General features: G+C 51.6%; 23 protein-coding genes and 1 pseudogene. 22 read left to right on the top strand and 2 right to left on the bottom strand.

Going from position 1 to position 22,240, the window contains the following annotated elements; all coding sequences use genetic code 11:
• The first annotated feature begins 19 nt into the window (after positions 1-19).
• Complete coding sequence (locus SD71_RS01945; RefSeq protein ID WP_041058864.1) at positions 20-889, top strand: SDR family oxidoreductase; 870 nt, start codon at positions 20-22, stop codon at positions 887-889.
• A gap of 130 nt (positions 890-1,019) precedes the next feature.
• Positions 1,020-1,433: a hypothetical protein gene (locus SD71_RS01940; protein WP_041058861.1), complete on the top strand. Its 414-nt coding sequence runs from the start codon at positions 1,020-1,022 to the stop codon at positions 1,431-1,433.
• Positions 1,434-1,949: 516 nt separating this feature from the next.
• On the opposite strand, the gene SD71_RS01935 is transcribed toward SD71_RS01940, so the two are convergent.
• On the bottom strand, positions 1,950-3,221 hold the full coding sequence (locus SD71_RS01935; protein WP_041058857.1) for a BaiN/RdsA family NAD(P)/FAD-dependent oxidoreductase: 1,272 nt from the start codon (positions 3,219-3,221) through the stop codon (positions 1,950-1,952).
• Between the two features lie 240 nt (positions 3,222-3,461).
• On the opposite strand from SD71_RS01935, the gene SD71_RS01930 reads away from it, so the two are divergent.
• From SD71_RS01930 to mutY, 11 genes are all read left to right on the top strand, one after another.
• Positions 3,462-4,442, top strand: coding sequence for an ABC transporter permease (locus SD71_RS01930; protein ID WP_082033987.1), 981 nt, complete (start codon positions 3,462-3,464; stop codon positions 4,440-4,442).
• Positions 4,442-5,320: a carbohydrate ABC transporter permease gene (locus tag SD71_RS01925; protein ID WP_041058855.1), complete on the top strand. Its 879-nt coding sequence runs from the start codon at positions 4,442-4,444 to the stop codon at positions 5,318-5,320. Before SD71_RS01930 ends, SD71_RS01925 begins: the two co-directional genes overlap by 1 nt.
• A gap of 60 nt (positions 5,321-5,380) precedes the next feature.
• Positions 5,381-6,877, top strand: coding sequence for an extracellular solute-binding protein (locus SD71_RS01920; RefSeq protein ID WP_152619308.1), 1,497 nt, complete (start codon positions 5,381-5,383; stop codon positions 6,875-6,877).
• Complete coding sequence (locus SD71_RS01915) at positions 6,874-7,935, top strand: BtaManbiosPhlase (protein ID WP_041058851.1); 1,062 nt, start codon at positions 6,874-6,876, stop codon at positions 7,933-7,935. The genes SD71_RS01920 and SD71_RS01915 overlap by 4 nt, the downstream gene beginning before the upstream one ends.
• Positions 7,936-8,095: 160 nt before the next feature.
• Complete coding sequence (locus SD71_RS01910) at positions 8,096-9,757, top strand: ATP-binding protein (RefSeq protein WP_052475855.1); 1,662 nt, start codon at positions 8,096-8,098, stop codon at positions 9,755-9,757.
• Between the two features lie 155 nt (positions 9,758-9,912).
• Positions 9,913-10,329, top strand: a complete 417-nt coding sequence (locus tag SD71_RS01905) for a DUF3905 domain-containing protein (protein WP_052475854.1) — start codon at positions 9,913-9,915, stop codon at positions 10,327-10,329.
• Between the two features lie 158 nt (positions 10,330-10,487).
• Positions 10,488-10,922, top strand: a complete 435-nt coding sequence (locus SD71_RS01900) for a BrxA/BrxB family bacilliredoxin (RefSeq protein WP_041058848.1) — start codon at positions 10,488-10,490, stop codon at positions 10,920-10,922.
• Positions 10,923-11,222: 300 nt separating this feature from the next.
• A complete protein-coding gene (gene nadE, locus SD71_RS01895) occupies positions 11,223-12,032 on the top strand; it encodes an ammonia-dependent NAD(+) synthetase (protein ID WP_041058846.1) in 810 nt (269 codons plus the stop codon).
• A gap of 6 nt (positions 12,033-12,038) precedes the next feature.
• A complete protein-coding gene (gene acpS, locus SD71_RS01890) occupies positions 12,039-12,428 on the top strand; it encodes a holo-ACP synthase (protein ID WP_041058843.1) in 390 nt (129 codons plus the stop codon).
• A gap of 163 nt (positions 12,429-12,591) precedes the next feature.
• Positions 12,592-13,464: a helix-turn-helix domain-containing protein gene (locus tag SD71_RS21820; protein WP_052475853.1), complete on the top strand. Its 873-nt coding sequence runs from the start codon at positions 12,592-12,594 to the stop codon at positions 13,462-13,464.
• The gene (gene mutY, locus SD71_RS01880) at positions 13,461-14,576 is read left to right on the top strand and encodes an A/G-specific adenine glycosylase (RefSeq protein WP_041058838.1); all 1,116 of its coding nucleotides are present in this window, start codon (positions 13,461-13,463) and stop codon (positions 14,574-14,576) included. The genes SD71_RS21820 and mutY overlap by 4 nt, the downstream gene beginning before the upstream one ends.
• 421 nt (positions 14,577-14,997) lie before the next feature.
• Here mutY and SD71_RS01875 read toward each other — a convergent pair.
• Positions 14,998-15,608, bottom strand: a pseudogene (locus tag SD71_RS01875) (superoxide dismutase).
• 401 nt (positions 15,609-16,009) lie between these two features.
• On the opposite strand from SD71_RS01875, the gene SD71_RS01870 reads away from it, so the two are divergent.
• The 9 genes from SD71_RS01870 to folE all read left to right on the top strand — a co-directional run bounded on the left by SD71_RS01870 (position 16,010) and on the right by folE (position 22,135).
• Complete coding sequence (locus SD71_RS01870; RefSeq protein ID WP_041058836.1) at positions 16,010-16,432, top strand: GNAT family N-acetyltransferase; 423 nt, start codon at positions 16,010-16,012, stop codon at positions 16,430-16,432.
• A gap of 145 nt (positions 16,433-16,577) precedes the next feature.
• A complete protein-coding gene (locus SD71_RS01865; RefSeq protein WP_041058834.1) occupies positions 16,578-17,159 on the top strand; it encodes a DUF402 domain-containing protein in 582 nt (193 codons plus the stop codon).
• Positions 17,156-17,746 (top strand): signal peptidase I, encoded by a 591-nt coding sequence (gene lepB, locus SD71_RS01860; protein ID WP_041058832.1) that lies wholly within the window; start codon positions 17,156-17,158, stop codon positions 17,744-17,746. Before SD71_RS01865 ends, lepB begins: the two co-directional genes overlap by 4 nt.
• A 21-nt stretch (positions 17,747-17,767) precedes the next feature.
• On the top strand, positions 17,768-18,205 hold the full coding sequence (rnhA, locus tag SD71_RS01855; protein WP_041058830.1) for a ribonuclease HI: 438 nt from the start codon (positions 17,768-17,770) through the stop codon (positions 18,203-18,205).
• Between the two features lie 24 nt (positions 18,206-18,229).
• Positions 18,230-19,417, top strand: a complete 1,188-nt coding sequence (gene queG, locus SD71_RS01850) for a tRNA epoxyqueuosine(34) reductase QueG (protein WP_041058827.1) — start codon at positions 18,230-18,232, stop codon at positions 19,415-19,417.
• Entirely contained in the window at positions 19,414-19,959 is a 546-nt protein-coding gene (locus tag SD71_RS25760) for a methylated-DNA--[protein]-cysteine S-methyltransferase (RefSeq protein ID WP_041058825.1), read from the top strand. Before queG ends, SD71_RS25760 begins: the two co-directional genes overlap by 4 nt.
• Before the next feature lie 130 nt (positions 19,960-20,089).
• The gene (locus tag SD71_RS01840; RefSeq protein WP_041058822.1) at positions 20,090-21,112 is read left to right on the top strand and encodes an HD-GYP domain-containing protein; all 1,023 of its coding nucleotides are present in this window, start codon (positions 20,090-20,092) and stop codon (positions 21,110-21,112) included.
• Positions 21,113-21,236: 124 nt separating this feature from the next.
• Positions 21,237-21,467 carry a YneF family protein gene (locus SD71_RS01835; RefSeq protein WP_041058818.1) on the top strand — a complete coding sequence of 77 codons (231 nt, stop codon included), beginning with the start codon at positions 21,237-21,239 and terminating at the stop codon, positions 21,465-21,467.
• A 74-nt stretch (positions 21,468-21,541) separates the two neighbouring features.
• On the top strand, positions 21,542-22,135 hold the full coding sequence (gene folE, locus SD71_RS01830; protein WP_041058815.1) for a GTP cyclohydrolase I FolE: 594 nt from the start codon (positions 21,542-21,544) through the stop codon (positions 22,133-22,135).
• Positions 22,136-22,240: the final 105 nt, after the last annotated feature.

The following is a 22,240-nucleotide window of genomic DNA, read 5'->3' as shown; positions in this document are numbered from 1 at the left end:
TAATGGAGGGGGTGGCAGTGTGAGTGACGGGCTGCAGGAGAAAGTCGCTTTGGTGACGGGGGCTTCCAGCGGTTTCGGGTTGCTGACTTCGATTTTATTAGCGGAAAAAGGATGGGTCGTATACGCCGGTGTTCGGGACATGGCGCGTGCTGAGGAGTTGATGAGTACTGCGCGGGATGGCGGGGTACATAACAAGGTAAGGCCCGTACTTTTGGACGTCACCAAACAGGAGCAAATCCATGAAGCGGTTAACCGAGTCATGGAGCAGTCGGGACAAATCGATGCGTTGCTGAATAACGCAGGTTATGCTGCAGGCGGCTTTGCTGAAGAGATACCATTGAGCTTATGGCGTGAACAATTTGAGACGAATTTTTTCGGCGCGGTTGCAGTGATCCAAGCGGTTCTCCCAACCATGCGGCGGCAGCAATCCGGACGGATCGTACTGGTGAGCAGCGTCAGCGGCCGCATCGGGTTTCCAGCACTGAGTCCCTATGTCGCCTCCAAGCATGCGCTCGAGGGCCTAGGTGAGTCTCTCCGATTGGAGCTTGCAGGCTTGGGCATCCAAGTGAGCATTGTACAGCCGGGTCCGTACCGGACAGCCATCTGGCGTAAAAGTATGGATGCCATCGCTCTCCCGGAGCCCGGATCACCTTATTATGAACTGTATAAGCGCATCGAGCCCATGCTGAAGCAATCCGCTACCGTCGGCGGGGATCCGATTAAGGTTGCTCAAACGATATACCGGGCTCTAAACGACCCCAAGCCGAAGCTCCGGTATTTACCGGGAAGCGGAGAGAAGAAAATGATAGCGGCCAAAAACTATCTTCCTTGGAGCTGGATCGAACGTGCCGCGCTTCGCATGATTGGAATGAAGAGTAAGGACCGATAGCTTAGTCGTAGATGTTGTCGAAGTGAGTGTTGTATCTATCGGATCAGTTGGCGGACGCATAGGGAGTGTCCGCAACGGGGTATGCTATCCGGGATGTTAACCGAATATCTGGAAACGGAGTCGATTATCTATGAATCATGCAGCCTTGATGTTCAAGTTTCCCGAAGACTCTGCCGCAAGGAGAGCCGCAGATACACTGGAAGAATTGGGTTATGAACCGCAGCGGCATGAGGGAGCACGTGTTCATATTCATGTCGAGAACGAGGATTTGACCTCCGCGCTCGAGATCGTGCAAAGCTGCGGCGGCCAGCTGGTGGAGCATGCGCCGGCTGAAGTTGTGGATATCACAAATGCCGCTTACTGTTTGGACAGCATCCCAATTCCGGCACATACGGTGAACGAGGATTGGCAGGAGGATTACCGTGATGCGGATATCGCCGCGCAAGACGGCAATTGGTCGGATGATGCCCGCCCGACAGCAACGGCAAATGGCGATGATTTCAGGCGGGACGACGAGCCATATGATCATTTTCAAGCTACATAGCAAATATCATTATCGTTACTTCTAAAAGCTCTAGTCCTGGGATCGCCAGGAATTGGAGCTTTTTTTGTTAGGGGGGGCGAGCAAGGCTGAGTTAACCGGAAAAACTGGTTATCTCGGGGTTCGAGGAGGCGCGGAAGGCTTGGTTAACCGGAAAAGCCGGCTATCTCTGGGCTCGAGGCGGCGGACAAGGCTGAGTTAACCGGAAAAACGGGTTATCTCGAGGCTCGAGGAGGTGCGGAAGGATGAGTTAGTCTGAAAAACCGGTCATCGGTGGGCTCGAGCGCACGCGTTAGTGGCTGCAGCAGCTTAGCGCACAATCAACTGGAAAACCTCCAGCTAATTTATTCGTGGCACCGTGCCCGGACAAAGTAACTGGAAAATCGCCATCTAATTGGCTGTCAATTGCTTGGAATGGCTGTTTCCAGCTGAATTATCGGGAGGATTTCCATCTAATGTGCCGTAACAGCCTGAGTAGAGGAAATTAGCAGGAGGATTTCCCGCTAAACCCAAAAGCAGTCAGTCCTGCTGAGCGCGGCTCAGCTCCGCGGCGGCGGTGCCGGCGCAATGGCCGGTGGCGAAGGCGGAGGTGATGTTGTACCCGCCGGTGTATCCGTGAATATCCAGTATCTCGCCGCAGAAAAACAAACCCGGCATGAGCTTCGACTGCATCGTTCTCGGATCGACCTCTTTCACATGAACCCCGCCGCCGGTAATGAAAGCCTCTTCAATGCTAAGCGTCCCGTTCGCTGAAACTCGCAACGAATGGCATAAGCCCGCAATTTTCTGCCACGAAGCCTTCGACACGTTGGCGCCGTCTGTGTCGCCGTCTGCTTCCGCTAACCGCAGAATCAAAGGCACTAACCGCTCCGGCAGCTTTTGGCGCAGCAGGTTCCTTAAAGCTTTGCGAGGCTCTGTCCGCGCCAATCCCAACCATTCCTCCAACAACGCACCCTCCGAAGTGCCGGGAAACAAATCGATGCCGACCTCAACCGGTCCCCGGCCATCGCGCAGGGTGCGAACGACAAAACCGCTGCAGCGCAGAGCCGCCGGACCGGACAAGCCGAAGTGCGTGAAAATCATATCCCCTTTGTGCGAGATCACCGCTTTACCTTTGCCGTTATAGACCGTTAATTCCACATCCCGCAAAGACAGCCCTTGCAGCTCGCGATTGCGGATCCAGCTTTCACCCGATGTAATCGGAACTTCCGTCGGATACAGCTCTGTAATGGTGTGGCCCGCTTTCTCCGCCCAGGCGTAACCGTCGCCGGTCGAGCCGGTTTTGGGCACGGATTTCCCGCCGACTGCGAGAATGACCGCCCGACTTCGTACCGCTTCCCCGGTTCTAAGCCGTACTCCCGCCACCCGGCCGTCCTCGAACAACACTTCCTCTACCGGCGAATCGGTCCGGATCTCCACACCTTGTTCACGTACTTTATTGATCAGCGCATTAACTACAGTCGATGCTTTATCCGACACAGGGAACATTCTGCCGTTGTCTTCTTCCTTCAGCTCGATTCCTAAACCTTCGAAGAACGCCATGATCTGACGGTTGCCGAACATCGAAAGAGCGCTGTACAGAAAGCGGCCGTTACCCGGTATATGTTTAATCAGCTCGTCCATTTCTTTGGCGTTCGTCACGTTGCAGCGCCCGCCTCCCGAGATCCCGAGCTTGCGGCCCAGCTTGTCGCCCTTGTCGACGAGCAGAACGCGGCTTCCATCCGCGCTTGCCGCCACACAGGCCATAAGGCCCGCGGGTCCCCCGCCAACCACGATCACATCGTACATCATTGCAGTAACTCCTCAGTACACCGTCATTTTTAACCTCTATAAATTCTACCACGGCGTAAACGGACTACAAAATCCAAGAGTTCAGCCTGTTTCAAATGTTCCGCAGAAGTTTAATAAGAGAGTACGGTGAATCGCCCTTTTCCGCACAATCGTGCGTTGCGGGGTGACAACTAGGCGATTAAGCGCGTGAACCTGCGGGCTTAGTCGCTTTTTTGAATCATAAATATGGGGTGGTCCTCAATGCAAACGGTTCCACAGACACAGAGAGACGCACATACTCCACCAAGGCCGCTCAGACCCGCGAAAAGAATCGGCTTTTTCCGCGAGCTGATAAGAAACCGTTACTCCTATCTGCTCGTGCTTCCCGCGGCGGTCTATGTGTTTCTATTCTCGTACGCGGCATATCCATACTTGCTCATTGCATTTCAGAGATTCGATTACACCAAAGGGCTGCTGAACAGCGAATGGATCGGCTTTGACAACTTCAAGTTCTTCTTCAACTCCAGCGAGGCGGTTGTGGTGACTTTAAACACCATTAAATTGAACCTCCTCTTTCTACTCTTTGTTACTTTCTTCGCGGTCGCAATTGCCTTGCTGTTCAATGAAATCCGCAGCCGGTTATTCATCAAATTCGCGCAGACGACGATGATTTTCCCGAGCTTCCTGTCCTGGATTATCGTCAGTTACATGATGTACAGCTTTTTCACTATGGATTACGGCATCATTAACCAGATGATAACCGCCTTCGGCGGAGAACCCGTGAACTGGTATTCCAAGCCGGAGGCTTGGCCGTCCATTCTGGTCGGGATGAAAGTATGGAAAGAGGCGGGCATGAGTTCGATCATCTATCTTGCGGCAATCGCCGGCATCGACCAGTCTCTGTACGAATCCGCCGATATCGACGGAGCTACCAGGTGGCAGAAAATGTTTCGGATTACACTCCCGCTCATCGCTCCCGCGATCGTTATTCTCACGCTGCTCAATCTAGGAAAAATCTTTTACGGCGACTTCGGGATGATCTACGCGATCATCGGGGATAACGGGGTGTTATATCCCACGACGGACGTTATCGATACTTATGTATTCCGCTCTTTGCGCCAGATCGGCGACCCGTCCAATGCCGCAGCGGTCGGTTTATTCCAGTCGACTGTCGGGCTCGTGCTCGTATTCACGGCGAACTGGATAACGCGGAGATATTTCAAAGAGGGGGCGCTGTATTGATGCGTAATCGTCATAGCTCCCGTGCGGGTACGATCGTTATTTATACCATTTTGACATTGTTCTCGGTGGCCTGCTTGCTTCCTGTCCTGCTTACGCTGATCGTGTCATTCTCGGCTGAGGAAAGCATTATGAAGAACGGGTACAGCCTGTTTCCGGAAAAATGGTCGCTCGACGGCTACCGCACGATTTTTGTGAACAGCGCGATTATTTTCAAAGGTTATCTGGTTTCTATCACGGTTACCGTCGTCGGCACCCTATTGGCGTTGATCATAACGGCGCTCGCCGCTTACCCGTTGTCCAATCCGAATGTGAGGTACCGCAATTTCCTCGCGCTCTATTTCTTCATCACGATGCTTTTCCAAGGGGGGATTGTTCCCTGGTACTTAATGAACGTGCAATTGGGGCTGAAAGATAACTTGCTTGCTCTCATTGTGCCTATGCTCATGTTTAACGCCTTTAATATGTTTCTCGTCAAAAATTTCATGGAGAGCCTGCCGGGCGCACTTCGCGAATCGGCTTACATAGACGGAGCCAACGATCTGCGGATTGCGTTCCAGATTTATATGCCGCTCAGCATGCCCGTTCTGGCAACGGTGTCGCTTTTCTACGCGCTCAGTTATTGGAACGATTGGTTTAACGCCATCATGCTGGTGGACAACAAAAACCTGTATCCGCTGCAGTATATCCTGTTCCAGCTCCGTTCGAACATTCAGATGCTGGAGATGCTGCCGACCGGAGCGAACTCCGGTTATACGATGCCGGCCGAATCGGCCAAGATGGCTACGGTCATAATGACGATCGGTCCGATTGTGTTCCTTTACCCGTATCTGCAAAGGTACTTCGTCAAAGGTCTGGTTGTAGGCTCAGTTAAAGGCTAGAAATCATTTCAATCCATTATAAGGAGAGGGTCCATTTGAAAAAAAATATCGGTGCTTGTATTGTCCAGTTTTATGTTGATTGCGATGCTTTCAGGCTGCTATGGAGCGGTCGGGGACAACGGGGGAGCGGCTTCGGGAACGAGCAGCAGCGGCAGCGGGGAAGTCGTCACGATCAAATATGTGCTTCCGGGGACACAGCCGAAGGAATGGCCTACGGTTCAAAAAGCGGTCAACGAGAAATTGGTCGCGGATGGACTGAATATTAACATCGAGAAAGAGTACATCGACTGGGGCGCATGGGAGCAAAAAATCAATCTGAAGCTCTCGACCAAAGAAGACTTCGATATGTTCCATGTCATGAATGACCTTGTCGGACTGGCGAACTACGCCGGCCGGGGCGCGCTGAAAGACATTACGGCAGAGGTCGACCAATACGGCCCGAATTTGAAAAAGGTGATACCGGATTCCGTCTGGAGCAGCGTGAAAAAAGAAGGCAAGATTTACGGTGTGCCGGCATACTGGTACGAATCCGCGGTGGACGGCTCGCTCACTATCAATAAGTACCTGCTTAATAAAGCGGGTGTGACCGGTGATATAAAAAATCGCGATGATCTGATGAACGCCATGGAGCAAGTGAACAGCAAGCTGAACATGAAGCTTACCGTTCCGATTCGCGGAGGAGTCGGCGGCCCGGCGGATATTTTCCAGCGCACGTACGATACTTATCCGTTCACCGTTCGCGACAACATCGCATACATCGGCCAGGACGGCGTGGTCAAAAACTGGGTGGAAACGGACGAGTTCAAGCAGGATGCCTCCTGGTTCAAACAAGCTTACCAGAAGAAATTGATTCATCCGGATGTGCTCACCGTGAAGCAGGAGCAAGTGAAGCAGCAGATCGACGAAGGTAAATTCGTATTCATGCTGGGCACGCCGAACAAGTTTACCGGTATCCAGAAAACCTATCCGGATATCAAAGATGAAGACATTGAGCTCATTCGCCTGAATCCGGAAAAACCTCGCTATCGCATGGTCAACGCCAAAAATATCAATGTCGTGGCAGCCAACAGCAAACACCCGGCAGAATCCGTGAAATTCCTGAACTGGCTCTATGATAACCAGGAAAACTATGATCTCTTCATGTATGGAATTGAAGGCAAGACTTACAAAAAGGTCGGGGACAAAGGCGTGGAATCGGTAATCGACCCGGCGACGAATATGCCTTTATATATACAGGATGATTGGATGATCGGAAATCTCAACTTCATCCGGGTAGACCAGACGCTCACCGGCGCCAGCAAAAAGCTCTATGTAGCGGACACGGAAGCGAAAAACTTCTTCGCCGCCGACTTCTTCTTCGATCCGACACCGGTGAAGGCGGAGATGGGGAATGTGCAGGCTGTGTATGTGTCTGACGTACTGCCGATCTATCGCGGAGTCAAGGACTATGACAGCAGTATAAAAGGCGCTCTGGATAAGCTGAAAGCTGCGGGAATCGATAAAGTAATCCAGGAATATCAAAAACAACTCGATGCATATAAGGAATCATCAAAATGAGGATTTATCGATATGAGGAAAATCCGATCGTAACACCGGCGGATGTCAAACCGTTTCATGAGGGATTTGAAGTGATCGGAACTTTTAATGCGGGCATCGCCAAATATAAGGACGAAGTGCTGATGTTTCTTCGGGTCGCGGAACGTCCGATCAGCGATGATCCGAATATCGTGCAAGCGCCGATCTATAATCCCGACACGGGAACGCTCGAATTGATCCGTCTTCGCAAGGACGATGTGCGATACGAGTTTGCCGATCCGCGAGTCGTGAAAGACGTTACGCAAAATGTCGGCTTTGCCTATTTGACTTCCATCTCCTATATCCGCATAGCGCGAAGTAAGGATGGCAGACGATTCACTGTCGATGATCAGCCGTTTATTTATCCGTCGGACAAGTCGGAGGTATTCGGAATTGAAGATCCGCGAGTTACGCAAATCGGGGATACCTATTATATTTACTTTTCCGTTGTTTCTCCGAACGGAATCGGGGTATCGATGGTTTCCACCAAGGATTTTGAAAGTGCCCGGCGTCACGGCATGATTTTCTGTCCCGACAACAAGGATGTGCTCATCTTCCCGGAGAAGGTGAACGGCAAATATTACGCTCTCCACCGCCCAACGATGAAGAGCATCGGCTCGCCGGAAATATGGATTGCGGAGTCGGAAAATCTGATCCACTGGGGCAATCATAAGCATTTGATCGGCCTGCGGGAAGCGATGTGGGACTGGGGCAGAATCGGCGGGGGCGCCGTGCCGATCCGTACGGATAAAGGGTGGCTGGAGCTGTACCATGGAGCCTCGAAAGAGCATCGATACTGTATGGGAGCCGTTCTGCTCGATCTCGACGACCCTTCCCATGTCGTTGCGCGATCTCTCAAGCCGATACTGGAGCCGGAAGCTGAATATGAGAGGAACGGTTTCTTCGGGGATGTCGTGTTCTCTTGCGGCGCTTTGGTAGAAGGGGACATCGTCAAAATGTACTACGGGGTGGCGGATACGTCCATGGCTTGTGCGGAGCTTAGTCTGCAGGAGATTTTGGACAGTTTGACGGAGATTTGACAAGCGCCGTGAGTTATCCATAAAAGAATCCGTGAGACACATTACAAATGGGTCCTCGCGGGCTTTTTTATTTGTAACCGTTGGAAAATTATGCTTTAATTTAGGTGTAAATTTCTTGTAAATCCGACATGTTGCGATATGCTCCCAGGGGGTGCGACACTTGTGGAAAGACACGATGCTCCAGATTCTCATCGCTTTGTTTCCTGTATTTTTGTTCCTGGTTTGGCACGACAGGGCTGAGCGGACCCGTTATGCAAACGTATTTCTGGCTGTTTTGTGCGCCCTCTCCATGGTGCTGACCATGCATTACTCCACAGTAACAGAGCAAGGCCAGCATATTGATTTCCGGTTTGTTCCCCTGCTGATCGGTTCTCTGTACGGCGGCATTCCTTCTGCCGCTGCCCTCTCGATCGTGTATGTCATCCTTCGCACCGGCGAACTGTCCACTGAATTGGACTATATTATCTTTTATATCGATACAGCTATTTTTCTGCCCGTTTTATTTTCCCGCATCGCCGCGTTCCGACGAAGCTCACGCAGCGGTCGTATCAAACTTACATATACCCTGTGCATAATGATGCTGCTGTTGGCGTTTTTCTCCTATTTGTACAGCATTGCCGATTCCGAATTCAACACCATTTTATTTCATATTTTTCTGACGATGGTCTATGGACTCGCTGTTCTATTTGTATCCGGCACCGCCGTCCATTTCACCGAAATGGCTTTCGAGAGGGTGCAGATGCAGGCGGAGGTTCGCGACGTTTCATTAAGCTACGGCAATGAAGTTCGCAGACTTCAGCAGTTTATCGACAATACCCCTTTAATAGTCGTGTTCCTGAATGATAAAGGGCTCGTCACACATGTCAACGATCTCACTCTGAAGCTGATGTCGCCGGTTAACCGGATTGATGTGATCAATGAAAGCTTCGGGTATCTGGTAGAAAAAATCGATATGCAGTTTGAATCTTGTCCGGTCGGCAGGGTTATGCAAGGGGAAGAGCGGGTGACCGAAATGGTCACGACGCGCGGGCGAAGCTTCTACACCGTATGTTGTCCTGTGAAGGATGCTGCTGCCGGCAGTTCGGAAGGTATTTTGTTTATCGGGCACGACGTGACGGAGCTGCAGCTGCTGAAAGACGAAATCGGCCGGATGGAGAGACTCAGCCTCGTCGGCCAAATGGCGGCTAGCATCACGCACGAAATTCGCAATCCGATGGCCGTCATACGCGGGTTCGTGCAGCTCCTGAATGAACGCGGCTCGGAAGATCAACAGTATTATTTTCGCATCGTATTGGAAGAACTGGACCGGGCAAATGCCATTATTAACGACTTCTTGTCACTCGCTCAGAATCGTATTATCGAAAAAGAGCCGGCGAACCTTCATAATCTGCTCAGTGAGCTTCTGCCGTTAATTTGGGCAGACGCGAACATGAGGGGTCAAACCATTGAACTGCAGATGTGTCAGAACATAGACTGGTTGGACTTTAACTGTAAGGAAATCAAACAGTTAATTCTTAATTTGGCCCGCAACGGCATGGAAGCGATGAACGATAAAGGCGGCGTTCTGCGCATTGAGACACGGAATTTGGCGGATTCCGTAGAGCTGCGTGTTATAGATAATGGTGTAGGCATGCCGGCAGAGACTCTTGAGCGCCTGTTCGAGCCTTTCTATACGACGAAAGCGAGCGGTACGGGGCTGGGTTTGGCATTGTGCCTCAGCATCGTGGAACGCCATAACGGCAAAATCCGCGTAGAGTCGATGGTGGGTAAGGGCACTACTTTTATCGTATCCTTCAATAAACCGGAGGCCATCGCTGTGTAATTGGCTGCGATCCGGTGCACACTATAGGAAGATCCAACCAGATAAGGAGGGTGTTCCATGCCAGCCCGTCTGATCCGCGGTCCCCGGCATACGATAAGAAACTCGACGGACCGGTTAGTCCGAGAACATAATGGACAGGCAGAGGATGCCGTGTGATGACTAACGATCCGAACAGGTATGATGCCGGCAATGAACCTGCCCAAGGCCGCGACGACCCGCAATTGGATCCGTTCGAGATCGACTTTCGAGCGGATTTCCGCGACAAGCCGGGACCGCGTGAGCCGTTCGTCAACGATTACGGTGTATGGATCGGCGATCACGATTACGCGTCGCCTGATTCGCCGTTGGAACAGTGGAGCCGAGATACGGATCCTTCCATCATGTCCGGCGATCAATGGGTGCATCCCTATAAGGACGTGGGCTTTCGCACACAGGAGAATCGCGATCTGTTCGAGCGTGGAATAGCTCCGGCCTCTGCGATATTCATGCATCCCGTCCGTCAGACATCGATAGACTCGGATCCGGACGACGATGAATTTTTCCCTGTGCCCGAAGTACATGACGAGCCATAGATGAATGCCCGGTGACGGCGGAGATGCAGGGGGTTAACTGCAGATGCTCCGAAGTCAATCGCCGGGCTTCCTTTTTTTGACGGAGCTTGCAGCGCGGCGTATAATAATAAGAAGCGGAAACACCGCGAATAAAGAACTCCTGAAAGCGAGGGCACTATATGTCGATGTCTTTCGAAAGATATATGCTGGACATGGTTCAACCGATGCGTGATGAACTGACCCGGCTGGGTATTAAAGAATTGAGAACTCCTGAGGAAGTGGAAGAGACTCTTCCTACGGCTTCGGGCACTTCGCTGCTTGTCGTCAACTCCGTATGCGGCTGCGCTGCAGGCCAAGCGCGCCCAGGCGTTGCACAAGCGCTGCAGCACGATGTATTGCCGGATCACGGGTTCACCGTATTCGCCGGACAAGATAAGGAAGCAACTGCCAAGGCCCGCGAATATCTCGCACCTTATCCTCCTTCCTCACCGTCCATTGCCTTGATCAAGGACGGCGAGCTTGTCCATTTTATCGAAAGACACCAGATCGAGAACCGCAGCGCTGCCGACATTGCCGCCGACCTCACGGCTGCTTTTGACCGCTTCTGCCGGTAAGACTCTCACATCCCGGACGTTCGGTCAGTATGACCGAGCCCACGGGATGTTTTTATAAGGCGGACAAGCCGGGTTGCTGCCAGGCCGGTGCGAATGCGCCTGCGGATTGCGCTGTAAAGCTGACGACCGGACTTACAGGGATGCAAACCGCTCGCGACCGAGCTGTAAGGCTAACTATCAGCCTTACAGGATGCAAACCGCTCGCGAACCGAGCTGTAAGGCTGCAAAACCGCCTTACATACGTAAATATAAGAGGGGCTCAACAGCATCTTGCCCCCGCAACCATAGGAGGAATGAGAGATGTCTTTGCAGCAGGAAATTATTGCAAAGCTGGGTGTCAAGCCGACGATCGATGTGGATGAGGAGATCAAGCGGCGGGTGGACTTCCTTAAGGATTATATCAAGCAATCAGGTACATCAGGGCTGCTGATTGCGATAAGCGGAGGCCTCGACAGCGCTGTGGCCACCGGATTATGCAAGCGGGCGACGGACGAGCTGTCGCAGGAAACCGGTAAGGAATATATGACGCTCGGTGTCTTCCAGCCCTATGAAGAGCAAGAGGATATCGAACATAGCTATGCCGTCGCGGATGCGTTCGATCTGAAATATAAAGTGGAAACGAACATCGCTGAAGCGGTGGATGAGATTGTGCTGGAAACGGAGTACGCATTCAAAGCAATGGATATGTCGCGCCACCTAAGCCGTGGAGGCAAGGGCAATGTAAAAGCGCGCACTCGGATGGTCGTTCAATATGCGCTGGCTTTTGACCTGAATCTGCTGGTAGTGGGCACCGACCATGCATCTGAAGCGTTGACCGGTTTCTTCACCAAATGGGGTGACGGAGCTGTCGACATCACGCCGCTGAGCAGCTTGAACAAACGTCAAATCAGCCAGATCGGCAAGCGCCTTGGCGTTCCCGAGTCAGTACTCAATAAAGCGCCGACTGCCGGGTTGTGGGAAGGCCAAACGGATGAAGGCGAATTGGGAGTCAGCTATGACGACAACAGCGATTATTTGGAAGGTAAAGAAATCGATCCGAAGGCGCGCGAAACTTTGGAGAAACATTACCGACGTACACAGCATAAGCGCGTGCCTATCCCCGGCATTTAAGACGGTATGATTGTCGGAGTCGGGTTGGACGTCGTCGAGTTGGAGCGCATCGCGGGCATAATGGCAGGGCCAAGCAAGGAACGCTTCGCGGCCAGAATACTGACGGTGCAGGAACGTTCCAGATGGTCGGCGCTGCCTGCGCGCCGCGCATTGGAGTTTATCGCCGGCAGGTTCGCCGCCAAAGAAGCTGCCGCTAAAGCTTTAGGATGCGGCATTGGCAGAGTCGTCGGTTTTCAAGACATTGAGTTGTTATCTGATCGTCAAGGTAAACCGCACTGCACCTTGTCCGAAGCAGCCGTCAGCAGGCTGCAATGGACGGACAAAACATTTCATATACACGTAGCCATCAGTCACGAACGCTCTTTGGCCGCGGCCACCGCGATCATCGAGTCATAGTCTCGCCAGCCCGCATAGAGAGCCAACCAATCGGGCTTTTTGTATATACATAATTTGGATAACAAAATATCTTTTTGCAAATTTACGCTTGTAGGTCTACTAACGTATAATGGATGGTATATGGGAAACGTTATTTCTCGCAAGAACACGGGGAGCACTCTACATGACGACGACTTATTTGACTATCATGATGAAACATTTGGAGCACATGCAGATTGAAGTTGCAGCTGCTTCTGAAACGCAGGTCAGCCGCTCCTCTCTGAAAGAACGCGAAATTACATATGATTGCGACCGGTTTCTTTTCGTCAGAGAAGGAGAAGGGCGCTTGATCGTGCAGGGTAAGGAGATTCCTCTCGTGAAGGGAATGTTCTGTATTCTGCTGTCCGGAATGTCACATCGAATTTCCGTAGAACCGGATGCTTCGCTGACGATACAATGGTGTCATTTTCGGGGAACATACGGGGATCGCGACTTGTACCGCACGCTGAAGATTCCATTTTACCTTCAGGTGTCCGATTTTCAATCAACTTCGGCGCTCTTCGACCAGTTAATCGAGCAGATGGCGCGGGATCACTTAACTTCAAGGCTGCGTATCAAAGCCTGCATGCTGGAGCTGGTCAGCGTGTTTTTGGAGCATTTGCCCGGTATTATTCAGGAAGGATCTCCGACCCAGGATTTGCAAAAGATTGATATTGTACTTAAATATATAGACGAGCATTTGGCGGATAACATTACGGTGGAAGATTTGGCTAAACAGGTTTTTCTGCATCCGAACTACTTCATCGTGTTCTTCAAGGGGATTTTGGGCTGCTCACCGATACAGTATGTGAACCAGCGGCGGATGGAAACAGCCAAGGCTCTGCTTTTGCAGCCGGAGTGTAATGTGTCTGACGTCGCGTGTCGGGTGGGTATGCAAATCTATTATTTTTCGCGCATGTTCAAAGCCCAGACCGGATTGACACCCAGCCGATACCGCAAACAGGCGGCAGCCGGCTCTTCCGGCGCTCAGCTTAAGGGAGGGAGCGGCCTTAAGTGAGTAACAACAAGCATTATTTCAGCAGCGAGCTCGTTCGTTGGTACGAGAAGGAGCGCCGGGATCTGCCTTGGCGGCGGACACGGGACCCATACCATATCTGGGTGTCCGAAATCATGCTGCAACAGACTCGTGTGGATACGGTCATTCCTTATTTCAACCGTTTTGTCGACCGGTTTCCTTCCGTCCGGCAATTGGCCGAAGCGCCCGAAGAAGAGGTGCTCAAGCATTGGGAAGGATTGGGCTACTACTCCCGGGCGCGCAACCTGCAATCTGCCGTGCGGGAAGTGGTGGACCGGTACGGAGGCGAAGTTCCCAGACTGAAAGAAGAAGTATCGGGTTTAAAAGGGGTCGGACCTTACACCGCGGGCGCGATTTTAAGCATTGCATTTGATCAGCCGGAGCCTGCGGTGGATGGGAATGTGATGCGGGTTCTTTCCAGGTTTTTTGGACTGGAAGATGACATCGCCCGCCCGGCCACGCGCGTCCGCATCGAGGGGGTGGCAAAAGAGCTTATTCCCCATGGCAAAGCTGCGGATTTCAACCAAGCCTTGATGGAACTAGGAGCCATGATCTGTACTCCGAAGTCTCCAGCATGCCCGACCTGCCCTGTACGGGAAATGTGCTCGGCGAGATTGCAGGGGCGCCAGTCGGAACTGCCGGTAAAAACAAAAGCGAAGCCGCCTAAATTCGTACTTAGACTAGCTGCGTTAGTGGAGGGAACGGGCATCCGATCCGGTAAAGTTCTTGTCAGGCAGCGTCCTAAGACCGGACTTTTAGCACGGATGTGGGAATTGCCTCATCTGGAAGCTCCCGGTCAGTCCGTGTGGGACTCGGTGGAATCCGGCTGTTCGTGGCTTGAGCAGGAATTCGCGCAGGAAGGCTTAATGATAAAGGCTGTGGATCATATAGGCGATGCGCAGCATACGTTCACTCACCTGCACTGGAACATCCGGGTGATGAGTGCCGTGCTTCAGGCTGAAGAGAGTGCGATCTTGCCGCCGCATTATCAATGGGTCGGACCGGATGATTTTGAAAACTATGTGTGGCCGAATGTTTTTCGCAAAGTGTTAACGCAATACTTTATTGGCATGTACAAGCCATCTAAACCGTGACAGTGCGCCGTTTTTTTTGCAGCCGCTGACGCGGTTTTTTATTTTGGAAAGACGGACAGCTAGAGGAGGGGGAGATAGGAGGGGCAGATGGCGGAAATAATACAAAAAATAGACTAACGCGGGTCTAGAGTAAGGGAAAATGGCGGAGATAGTCTAAAAAATAGACTAACTGAGGGCTAGAGGAGGGGCAGACGGCGGAGATAGTATGGAAAATAGACTAACTGAGGGCTAGAGTGGGAGCAAAAGGCGGAGATAGTACGGAAAGTAGACTAACGCGGGGCTGGAGTAGGCTTCGAATGGTTAGAGGGGGTCAATGTGCTGCAGGAGTGTCAAATGGCTAGAGAGAGCCACAAAAGTGTTACCACACACATAAAAAAACACCGCTCGCATCCCACGTTCGGGATTCGAGCGGTGTTTACAATTACTTCGCTGCTTCGAAACGTCTGCTTACTTCGTTCCAGTTGACGACGTTCCAGAACGCTGCGATGTAATCAGGGCGTTTGTTCTGATATTTCAGGTAGTAGGAATGTTCCCATACATCCAGACCCAGAAGCGGCGTGTCGCCTTCCATGATCGGGTTGTCTTGGTTCGGCAGGCTGTAAATCTTCAGCTTGCCGTTCTTGGCAGCCAGCCATCCCCAGCCGGAGCCGAAGCGGGTTGTCGCTGCTGCTGCGAATTGTTCCTTGAACTTATCAAAGCTTCCGAACTCGCTGTTAATCGCATCCGCCAAAGCGCCGGATGGCTGTCCGCCGCCGTTCGGGCTCATGATCTGCCAGAACAACGTGTGTTGGCATGACCGCCGCCGTTGTTGCGAACGGCAGTGCGGATGTTTTCAGGAACTGCGTTAAGGTCGGAAATGAGATCTTCAACGCTCTTGTCCAGCAAATTCGGAGCGGAATCCTGAAGTGCTTTGTTCAAGTTTGTTACGTAAGTGTTGTGGTGACGGTCGTGATGGATCTCCATCGTCTGAGCGTCGATGTGCGGCTCCAATGCATTGAACGGATACGGGAGCGCTGGTAATTCATGTGCCATTAAAGAAAACCTCCTAAATTGATTTTTCTTATGTAGCTCTCAATGTATTATCCCTTATTTTTTATAGTAAATCAACGAGGATGTTTCTAAAGTCGAATCGTGCGCCTGTTTCGACAAATCCACGTTTGGGTACAACTTTTTTATTATTACCCAAAAAGTTTTTGCGCTAAACGAATCGAAGGAGGAACAAGCCAAAATTCACGAAAAAAAGCGATAATCATCCATTAAGTATCAGGATCATGCCATAATCACCACTTTAAAGCGTTTTCATAGTAATATCTAATATTTACATAAAATAAATTTAGATTTTTGTTAAAAAAGAACTAGATATTTCAATAAATTGTCGTAAAATTAAACATACGTTAAGCGAATGTAAACTTTCTGCTTGGGGGACTTCTGACATGCAAATTCGTTCTTTTCAATTATCGGACTACCGGTCCGTTTCCGAACTTCTGAAAGAAGTGTTATCGGAGGAGTGCTGCGAGGAGACGATGGGTCCATTTGCGCGGCAGCTTTCTTGGGACAGTGATCTGGTCCTGGTCGCGGAACAGGCCGGTACACTTGCCGGCGTCCTAATCGGAACGATTGATCAGCAGAAGGGTTATGTATATCGCATTGCCGTGAAGGAGCAATTTCAGCGCCAAGGTGTTGGACGAGCATTGGTAGCCAACATGGACAACCGCTTCCGTCAACGCAATGTGCTGAAGGTCATGATCGCAGGGGACAAGCATAACGAATTGCTTCGTCCGTTCTATGAATCGCTCGGTTCAAGACAGCTCGATTTCGCTCGTATGTCGCAGCCGTTGTCGATTGTGGCAGGCTAAGCAATGCGATTGTAAGGACTCATTGAAGGCATATCTTGTGCGCCATTGCTTTTGGCGGGGAGATATGCTTTTCTTATAGTAAATGTGCACTGCCGCACGCCTTACGCGGCAACATCTTGAAGGATTACACCGGAGGCATGCCGTCATGGCCAATGCAGATCAGTCGTACCAGCGTTGTATAATCAAAAGCTTCAAGCATGACGGCTCTCTCCATCGGATGTGGCTGGAAAATTGGCAGGTGCCTGAGGGAAGGTTATACCCGCAGCATGCATCGGAATCGATGTGGGTTTTTTTGAACGACCAAACCACGATTGTTGAAGCAGACGGCAAGCAGTGGGTCAGCCGCATACCCGCCGTATCCTTTTTCATGCAGGATCAATGGTTTAATGTCGTTGCTTTGCTCGAAGACAAGGGTATCCGGTATTACTGTAACCTGGCGTCACCTCCGTACCGTTACGCAGATGTGTTGACTTATATCGATTATGACCTGGATGTCGTCCTCTTGCCGAACGGCACTGTGCTTGAACTTGACCGGGATGAGTTTCTCCGCCACAAGGACACGTATCGCTACAGCGAAGCCGTGCAGGCTCAAGTGGAAGCGGGTCTTGCGACCCTGCAGGACACGATAGCCAGACAGAGTTCTCCTTTCGGTGATGATGCCATAAGAAGCTATTATGAGCAGTGGAAACAACAGCTGAGCCGTGAAGGAGAGAGACAGCACCCATGATCAATCAAACGGATTCCTCCTCCCCTCCGAGGGGAAGAGCGCGCGGGACCGACAAACCGCGGATGACCGGTTGGCGCAAGGAATTGTGGGATTGGGCCATAGCGTTAATTGTGGCTCTCGTAATCGTACTGCTTTTAAGGGCGTTCGTATTCCAGCTGTCCACGGTGAAAAGCTACTCCATGGAACCTACGTTGTACGAGAAAGAATGGCTGTTCATTAATAAAATCGTATACGAATTCGGCAAGCCAGAGCGCGGAGACATTGTTATTTTCAAAGATCCGGGTCCTGACGACAAGCAATATCTCGTGAAAAGGATTATCGGAGTGCCCGGGGACACGCTGGAGATCCGGAACGGGCAGCTCTATCGCAATGGGCAGCTTACAATTGAGCCTTATACCGATTCGAAGATCGAATATGAAGATGTTCCGGCTTTCAAGGTAAGTCCCGGACACTATTTTGTAATGGGAGACAACCGCCGCCAAGGCGCGAGCAGGGACAGTCGCCATTTCAAAGAAATATCGGAAAATATCATCAAAGGCCGCGCGGATGTGATCTTATGGCCGATTACGCGCTGGGCATGGCTGTAGCTGGGAAAGAGGGAATCCGCAGTGAAAGAAGTTATCGTCTACACAGATGGAGCCTGCTCCGGTAATCCGGGTCCGGGCGGCTGGGGCGCGGTGCTCATGTTCGGAGATAAGCGCAAGGACATTTCAGGCGCCGAGACATTAACTACGAATAACCGCATGGAGCTTACGGCAGCGATCGAAGCGTTGAAGCGGCTGAAAGAACCTTGCAAGGTGAAGCTGCACAGCGACTCGGCTTACTTGGTCAACTGCTTTCAACAGGGCTGGATGAAAGGGTGGATCCGCAACGGATGGCGGAACAGCCAGAACAAGCCTGTCGAGAATCGGGATCTTTGGGAAAAACTCGCCGAGCTGATGAACATGCATCAAGTGGAATACATTAAAGTAAAAGGGCACAGCGACAACGAACTCAACAATCATTGCGACCTTATGGCGCGCGAAGCGATTGCCCGGTTGTCGTAATCGACAGCCCGGGAGGGATCTAATATGGCCGTTGCGGTGAATGAACGAGACACCGCTTATTGGCGGGAGTTAAAAGAAGAAATGATCGCCGCAGCACCGATGCTCGGCATTGACAAAATCAGAGTGACGACGGCGGACCCTTTCATGGAGCTGAAGGATCGCCTTATTCGTCATCGGGAGCTGGGACGCGAATCGGGCTTTGAAGAGCCGGATCTGGACAAAAGGACAGATCCGGCCTTGCTGTTCTCCGAGCCGCGTTCCATTATCGCCATTGCCGTCGCGTATCCTTCTAAATTGAAAGGCGCGCCGGTCTCCGAACCCGGCAAGCGGCGGGGGATTCTTTCGCGTTCCGCGTGGGGCCAGGATTACCATGATGCATTAAGGGCTCGTCTGGATAAGCTCGCCCGCTGGCTTTATGACAGGGTGCCGGATGCGCGGCTGTTATCCATGGTGGATACGGGAGCTCTATCCGACCGCGCAGTGGCGGAACGTGCGGGTATCGGCTGGAGCGGCAAGAACGCCGCAATCATCACGCCAGAATGGGGTTCATGGGTATACCTCGGCGAAATGATCACCAACCTGCCGCTGCCGGCGGACAAGCCGGTGGAAGAGGGCTGTGGAGACTGTACCATTTGCATCGATGCCTGTCCTACCGGGGCGTTGGTTGGTCCCGGGGAGCTGAATGCGCAAAGATGTATCTCTTACGTCACCCAGACCAAAGGTATCGTTGAAGACGAGCTGATGGTCAAAATCGGAAACCGTCTGTATGGCTGCGATACTTGTCAAATCGTATGTCCTCATAACCGGGGAGTCGATGTGAGACACCACGTGGAGCTGCTTCCAGATCCCGAAACGGCAAAGCCGCTTCTGCGGCCGCTTCTGACCATGGGAAATCGAGAATTCAAAGAGAAGTTCGGGGAAAGTTCAGCATCCTGGCGCGGGCGCAAACCCATTCAGCGAAATGCGCTCATTGCGCTCGGCAACTTCCGCGATACCGAATCCGTTCCGGATATAAACCGCATGCTGCGGGAGGATCCACGGCCGGTGTTGCGTGCAACCGCCGCGTGGGCGCTCGGACGGATCGGCGGTGAACAGGCAGAGCAATGTCTACAATCCGCATCGTTATCTGAAGAGGATGACGAGGTTAAAGCTGCGATTGAGCGCGCTCTATTATCGATTGCCGAGAAACGACAGCAAGGGGGAGGTCAATGAGGCACAATGAATCGCCTCTTCAAGCTCCGACGGAGCTGAAGTGGACGGAAATGGAAAGTGCTGTCGGCACCCTAAGCATTTGCCGAAGCCAGCGAGGGATCGCTCGAATTGATTTCGGCAGCTCGCAAGTTCGCGATACGGCACTTTTTAAATGGGGAAACAAATGGTGGCCCAAAGCCGGATTCGTAAGAGATGACAATGACGAATTGCTTATTGAGGCGGTGCGGCAGCTGAATGAGTATTTCCAAGGAAATACGACAACCTTCAGCCTTCCTCTGGAGCTAAAAGGAACGCCGTTTCAACTTAAGGTTTGGAAAGCGCTGCTGGATGTCCCTTACGGTCAGACAGCGGCGTACCAGGATATTGCTGTTGCAATCGGCGAACCTAAAGCGGCAAGAGCGGTCGGCGGGGCCAATAATAAAAACCCCGTTCCTATCGTTGTTCCATGTCATCGAGTGATCGGGGCAAATGGAAGTATGGTCGGTTACTCGCCCGGATTATCAAGGAAACGCTGCTGGCACTTGAAAGAACGCCTCTTTTGAGTAAATATGCCTAATCGGCTCGAATCTGCTATATTTTATTTATCTTCTCCGCTTCAATTGCATTCATTTCCACCTCATAATTTCCGAAATACTAGTAGGACAATGAGATGTTACTCGGGAGAGATCATATATGAAATTGGTAGACATAGAGACTGTGGAACCGGGACAAACGCTCGGCAGGACGATTTTTTCGGCGAACGGTACGGTTTTGTTGTCTATGGGAGTGCAGCTGACCGTTTATATGATCAGTACGTTAAAACGCCTTGGCGTTACTACAGTATATCTGGATGATCCGATGTTTCGCGATATCACAGTGGATGAAGTGCTCTCCGATGATACGAAGCGGGCGGTGATCCGCCAAATGTCCGAGACATTCGAAACCCTTCGCTCCGGCAAACAGTTCAGCACGAAGTCCATCGGTCAGACAATCGATCAACTGCTGGACGATGTTCTGAAAAACCAGGGCGTTCTCGTACAGCTGTCGGACATCCGTACTGAGGATAACGCCATGTTCATCCACGCGATGAACGTATGCATGATGTCTTCTCTTTTGGGTCTTGAGTTCGGCTTGAATATGGTTCAATTAAAAGAATTGGCCATCGGCACCTTGCTGCATGACATCGGGAAGCTGAACGCCCCGGAAATACAAGAAGGAAAGATGCATCACTCTTGGCGGGGATTCGAGCTTCTCAAGAACAAGCGGGAGTACAGCCTGCTCATCGCTCACATTGCGTTTCAACATCATGAGGCTGTAGATGGCTCGGGATTTCCCCGCGGACTGACCGGTGAAGAGATTCATCTCTATGCCAAAATCGCTGCGGCAGCAAACACCTATGACAATCTGCTGTTTAATGCTGAGGATCTTAAACCGTTATTGCCGCATGAGGCATGCGAACGAATGAATGCGATGTCCGGCAGGGAGCTGGATCACGAGGTGCTCGTTCATTTTATGCGTATCGTGTCGGTGTATCCTAACGGAATTTCCGTGCGTCTCTCCAACCGCCAGACCGGCGTTGTCGTCGGCCAGCACAGAGGGCTGCCGGGCCGCCCGATCGTTCGCGTAATCGACAAACAAGGCGAGGAAGTCGTGGCTGCCAAAGAAATCGATTTGGCGCAGCATCCTACTCTTTTCATCGATGCCGTTTTATCGTAGTCAGGGAGTGCGCGAAGCGGTTTGCGCCTCCATTTCGGTCATGCTATCATAGTACAACAGCCCTGTTCTAACGCACTGAGGCGTAGACAGGGTATTATTATGAAATTCTCGGAGGGACTTGCAGATGTGGAGTTGGTTAATTCCGATCCTGACGCTGATCGTCGGCCTGATTGTTGGTTTTATCGTCGGGGTATTTTACTTGCGTAATCAAATGACGAAAATGCAGAACGATCCTGACATGATGGCAAAGATGGCGAAGCAGATGGGCTACAACATGAACAAGCAGCAGCTGCAGCGCGCACAGCAAATGATGAAAAACCAAAATCCGGGCAATAAACCTAAATCTCGTAGATAATAATGCGACTGATTGCCGGCGATCTCTGATCGCGCACAGTCGTCATAGCAGGGTTTGAGCGAGGGGGCAATACGGTGGCGGGTACCAAGGATTACGTAAATACGCAGGTTGGACAGAATCGCGAAAAGATTGAGCATCATGTTCGGGAAATTCTTAAGCTGATCGGCGAAAATGTAGAGCGCGAAGGCTTGCTGGAAACGCCTGCCCGCGTGACACGGATGTACGAAGAAATATTCGGCGGGTATGACGTAGATCCGAGGTCGGTGCTGGGTGTAACCTTCGATGAGCAGCATGAAGAGCTCGTTATCGTTAAGGACATCGTTTACTATAGTCAGTGCGAGCACCATATGGCGCCTTTCTTCGGCAAGGCTCATGTCGGCTACATACCGAGCGGCAAAGTTGCCGGCTTGAGCAAGCTTGCCCGTCTTGTAGACGCGGTTACCCGGCGCTTGCAGGTGCAAGAGCGGATCACTTCGCAAATTGCCGACACTTTGGAAGAGGTGCTTCGGCCTCACGGAGTTATGGTGGTTGTCGAAGGAGAGCATCTCTGCATGTGCGCACGCGGAGTGAAGAAGTATGGCAGCAACACGGTCACGTCGGCCGTGCGGGGCCAATTCCGCCAAAACCCGGCATTGCGTTCGGAGTTTTTGGAGCTGCTGAACCGATAATTTCGATAATAGTTGCAGCCGATCCTTTCAAGGATGGCTGTTTTTTTATTTGCGACAAATATGCAGAGAAACTAGACTAGATCGGTCATCGTCTATCTATGGGTA

Origin of the sequence: Cohnella kolymensis (assembly GCF_000829465.1) — a bacterium.
GTDB classification, from domain to species: Bacteria; Bacillota; Bacilli; order Paenibacillales; family Paenibacillaceae; genus Cohnella; species Cohnella kolymensis.
Note: the sequence above shows the minus strand (reverse complement) of the source record. Positions and strands in the feature narration are given on the sequence as shown.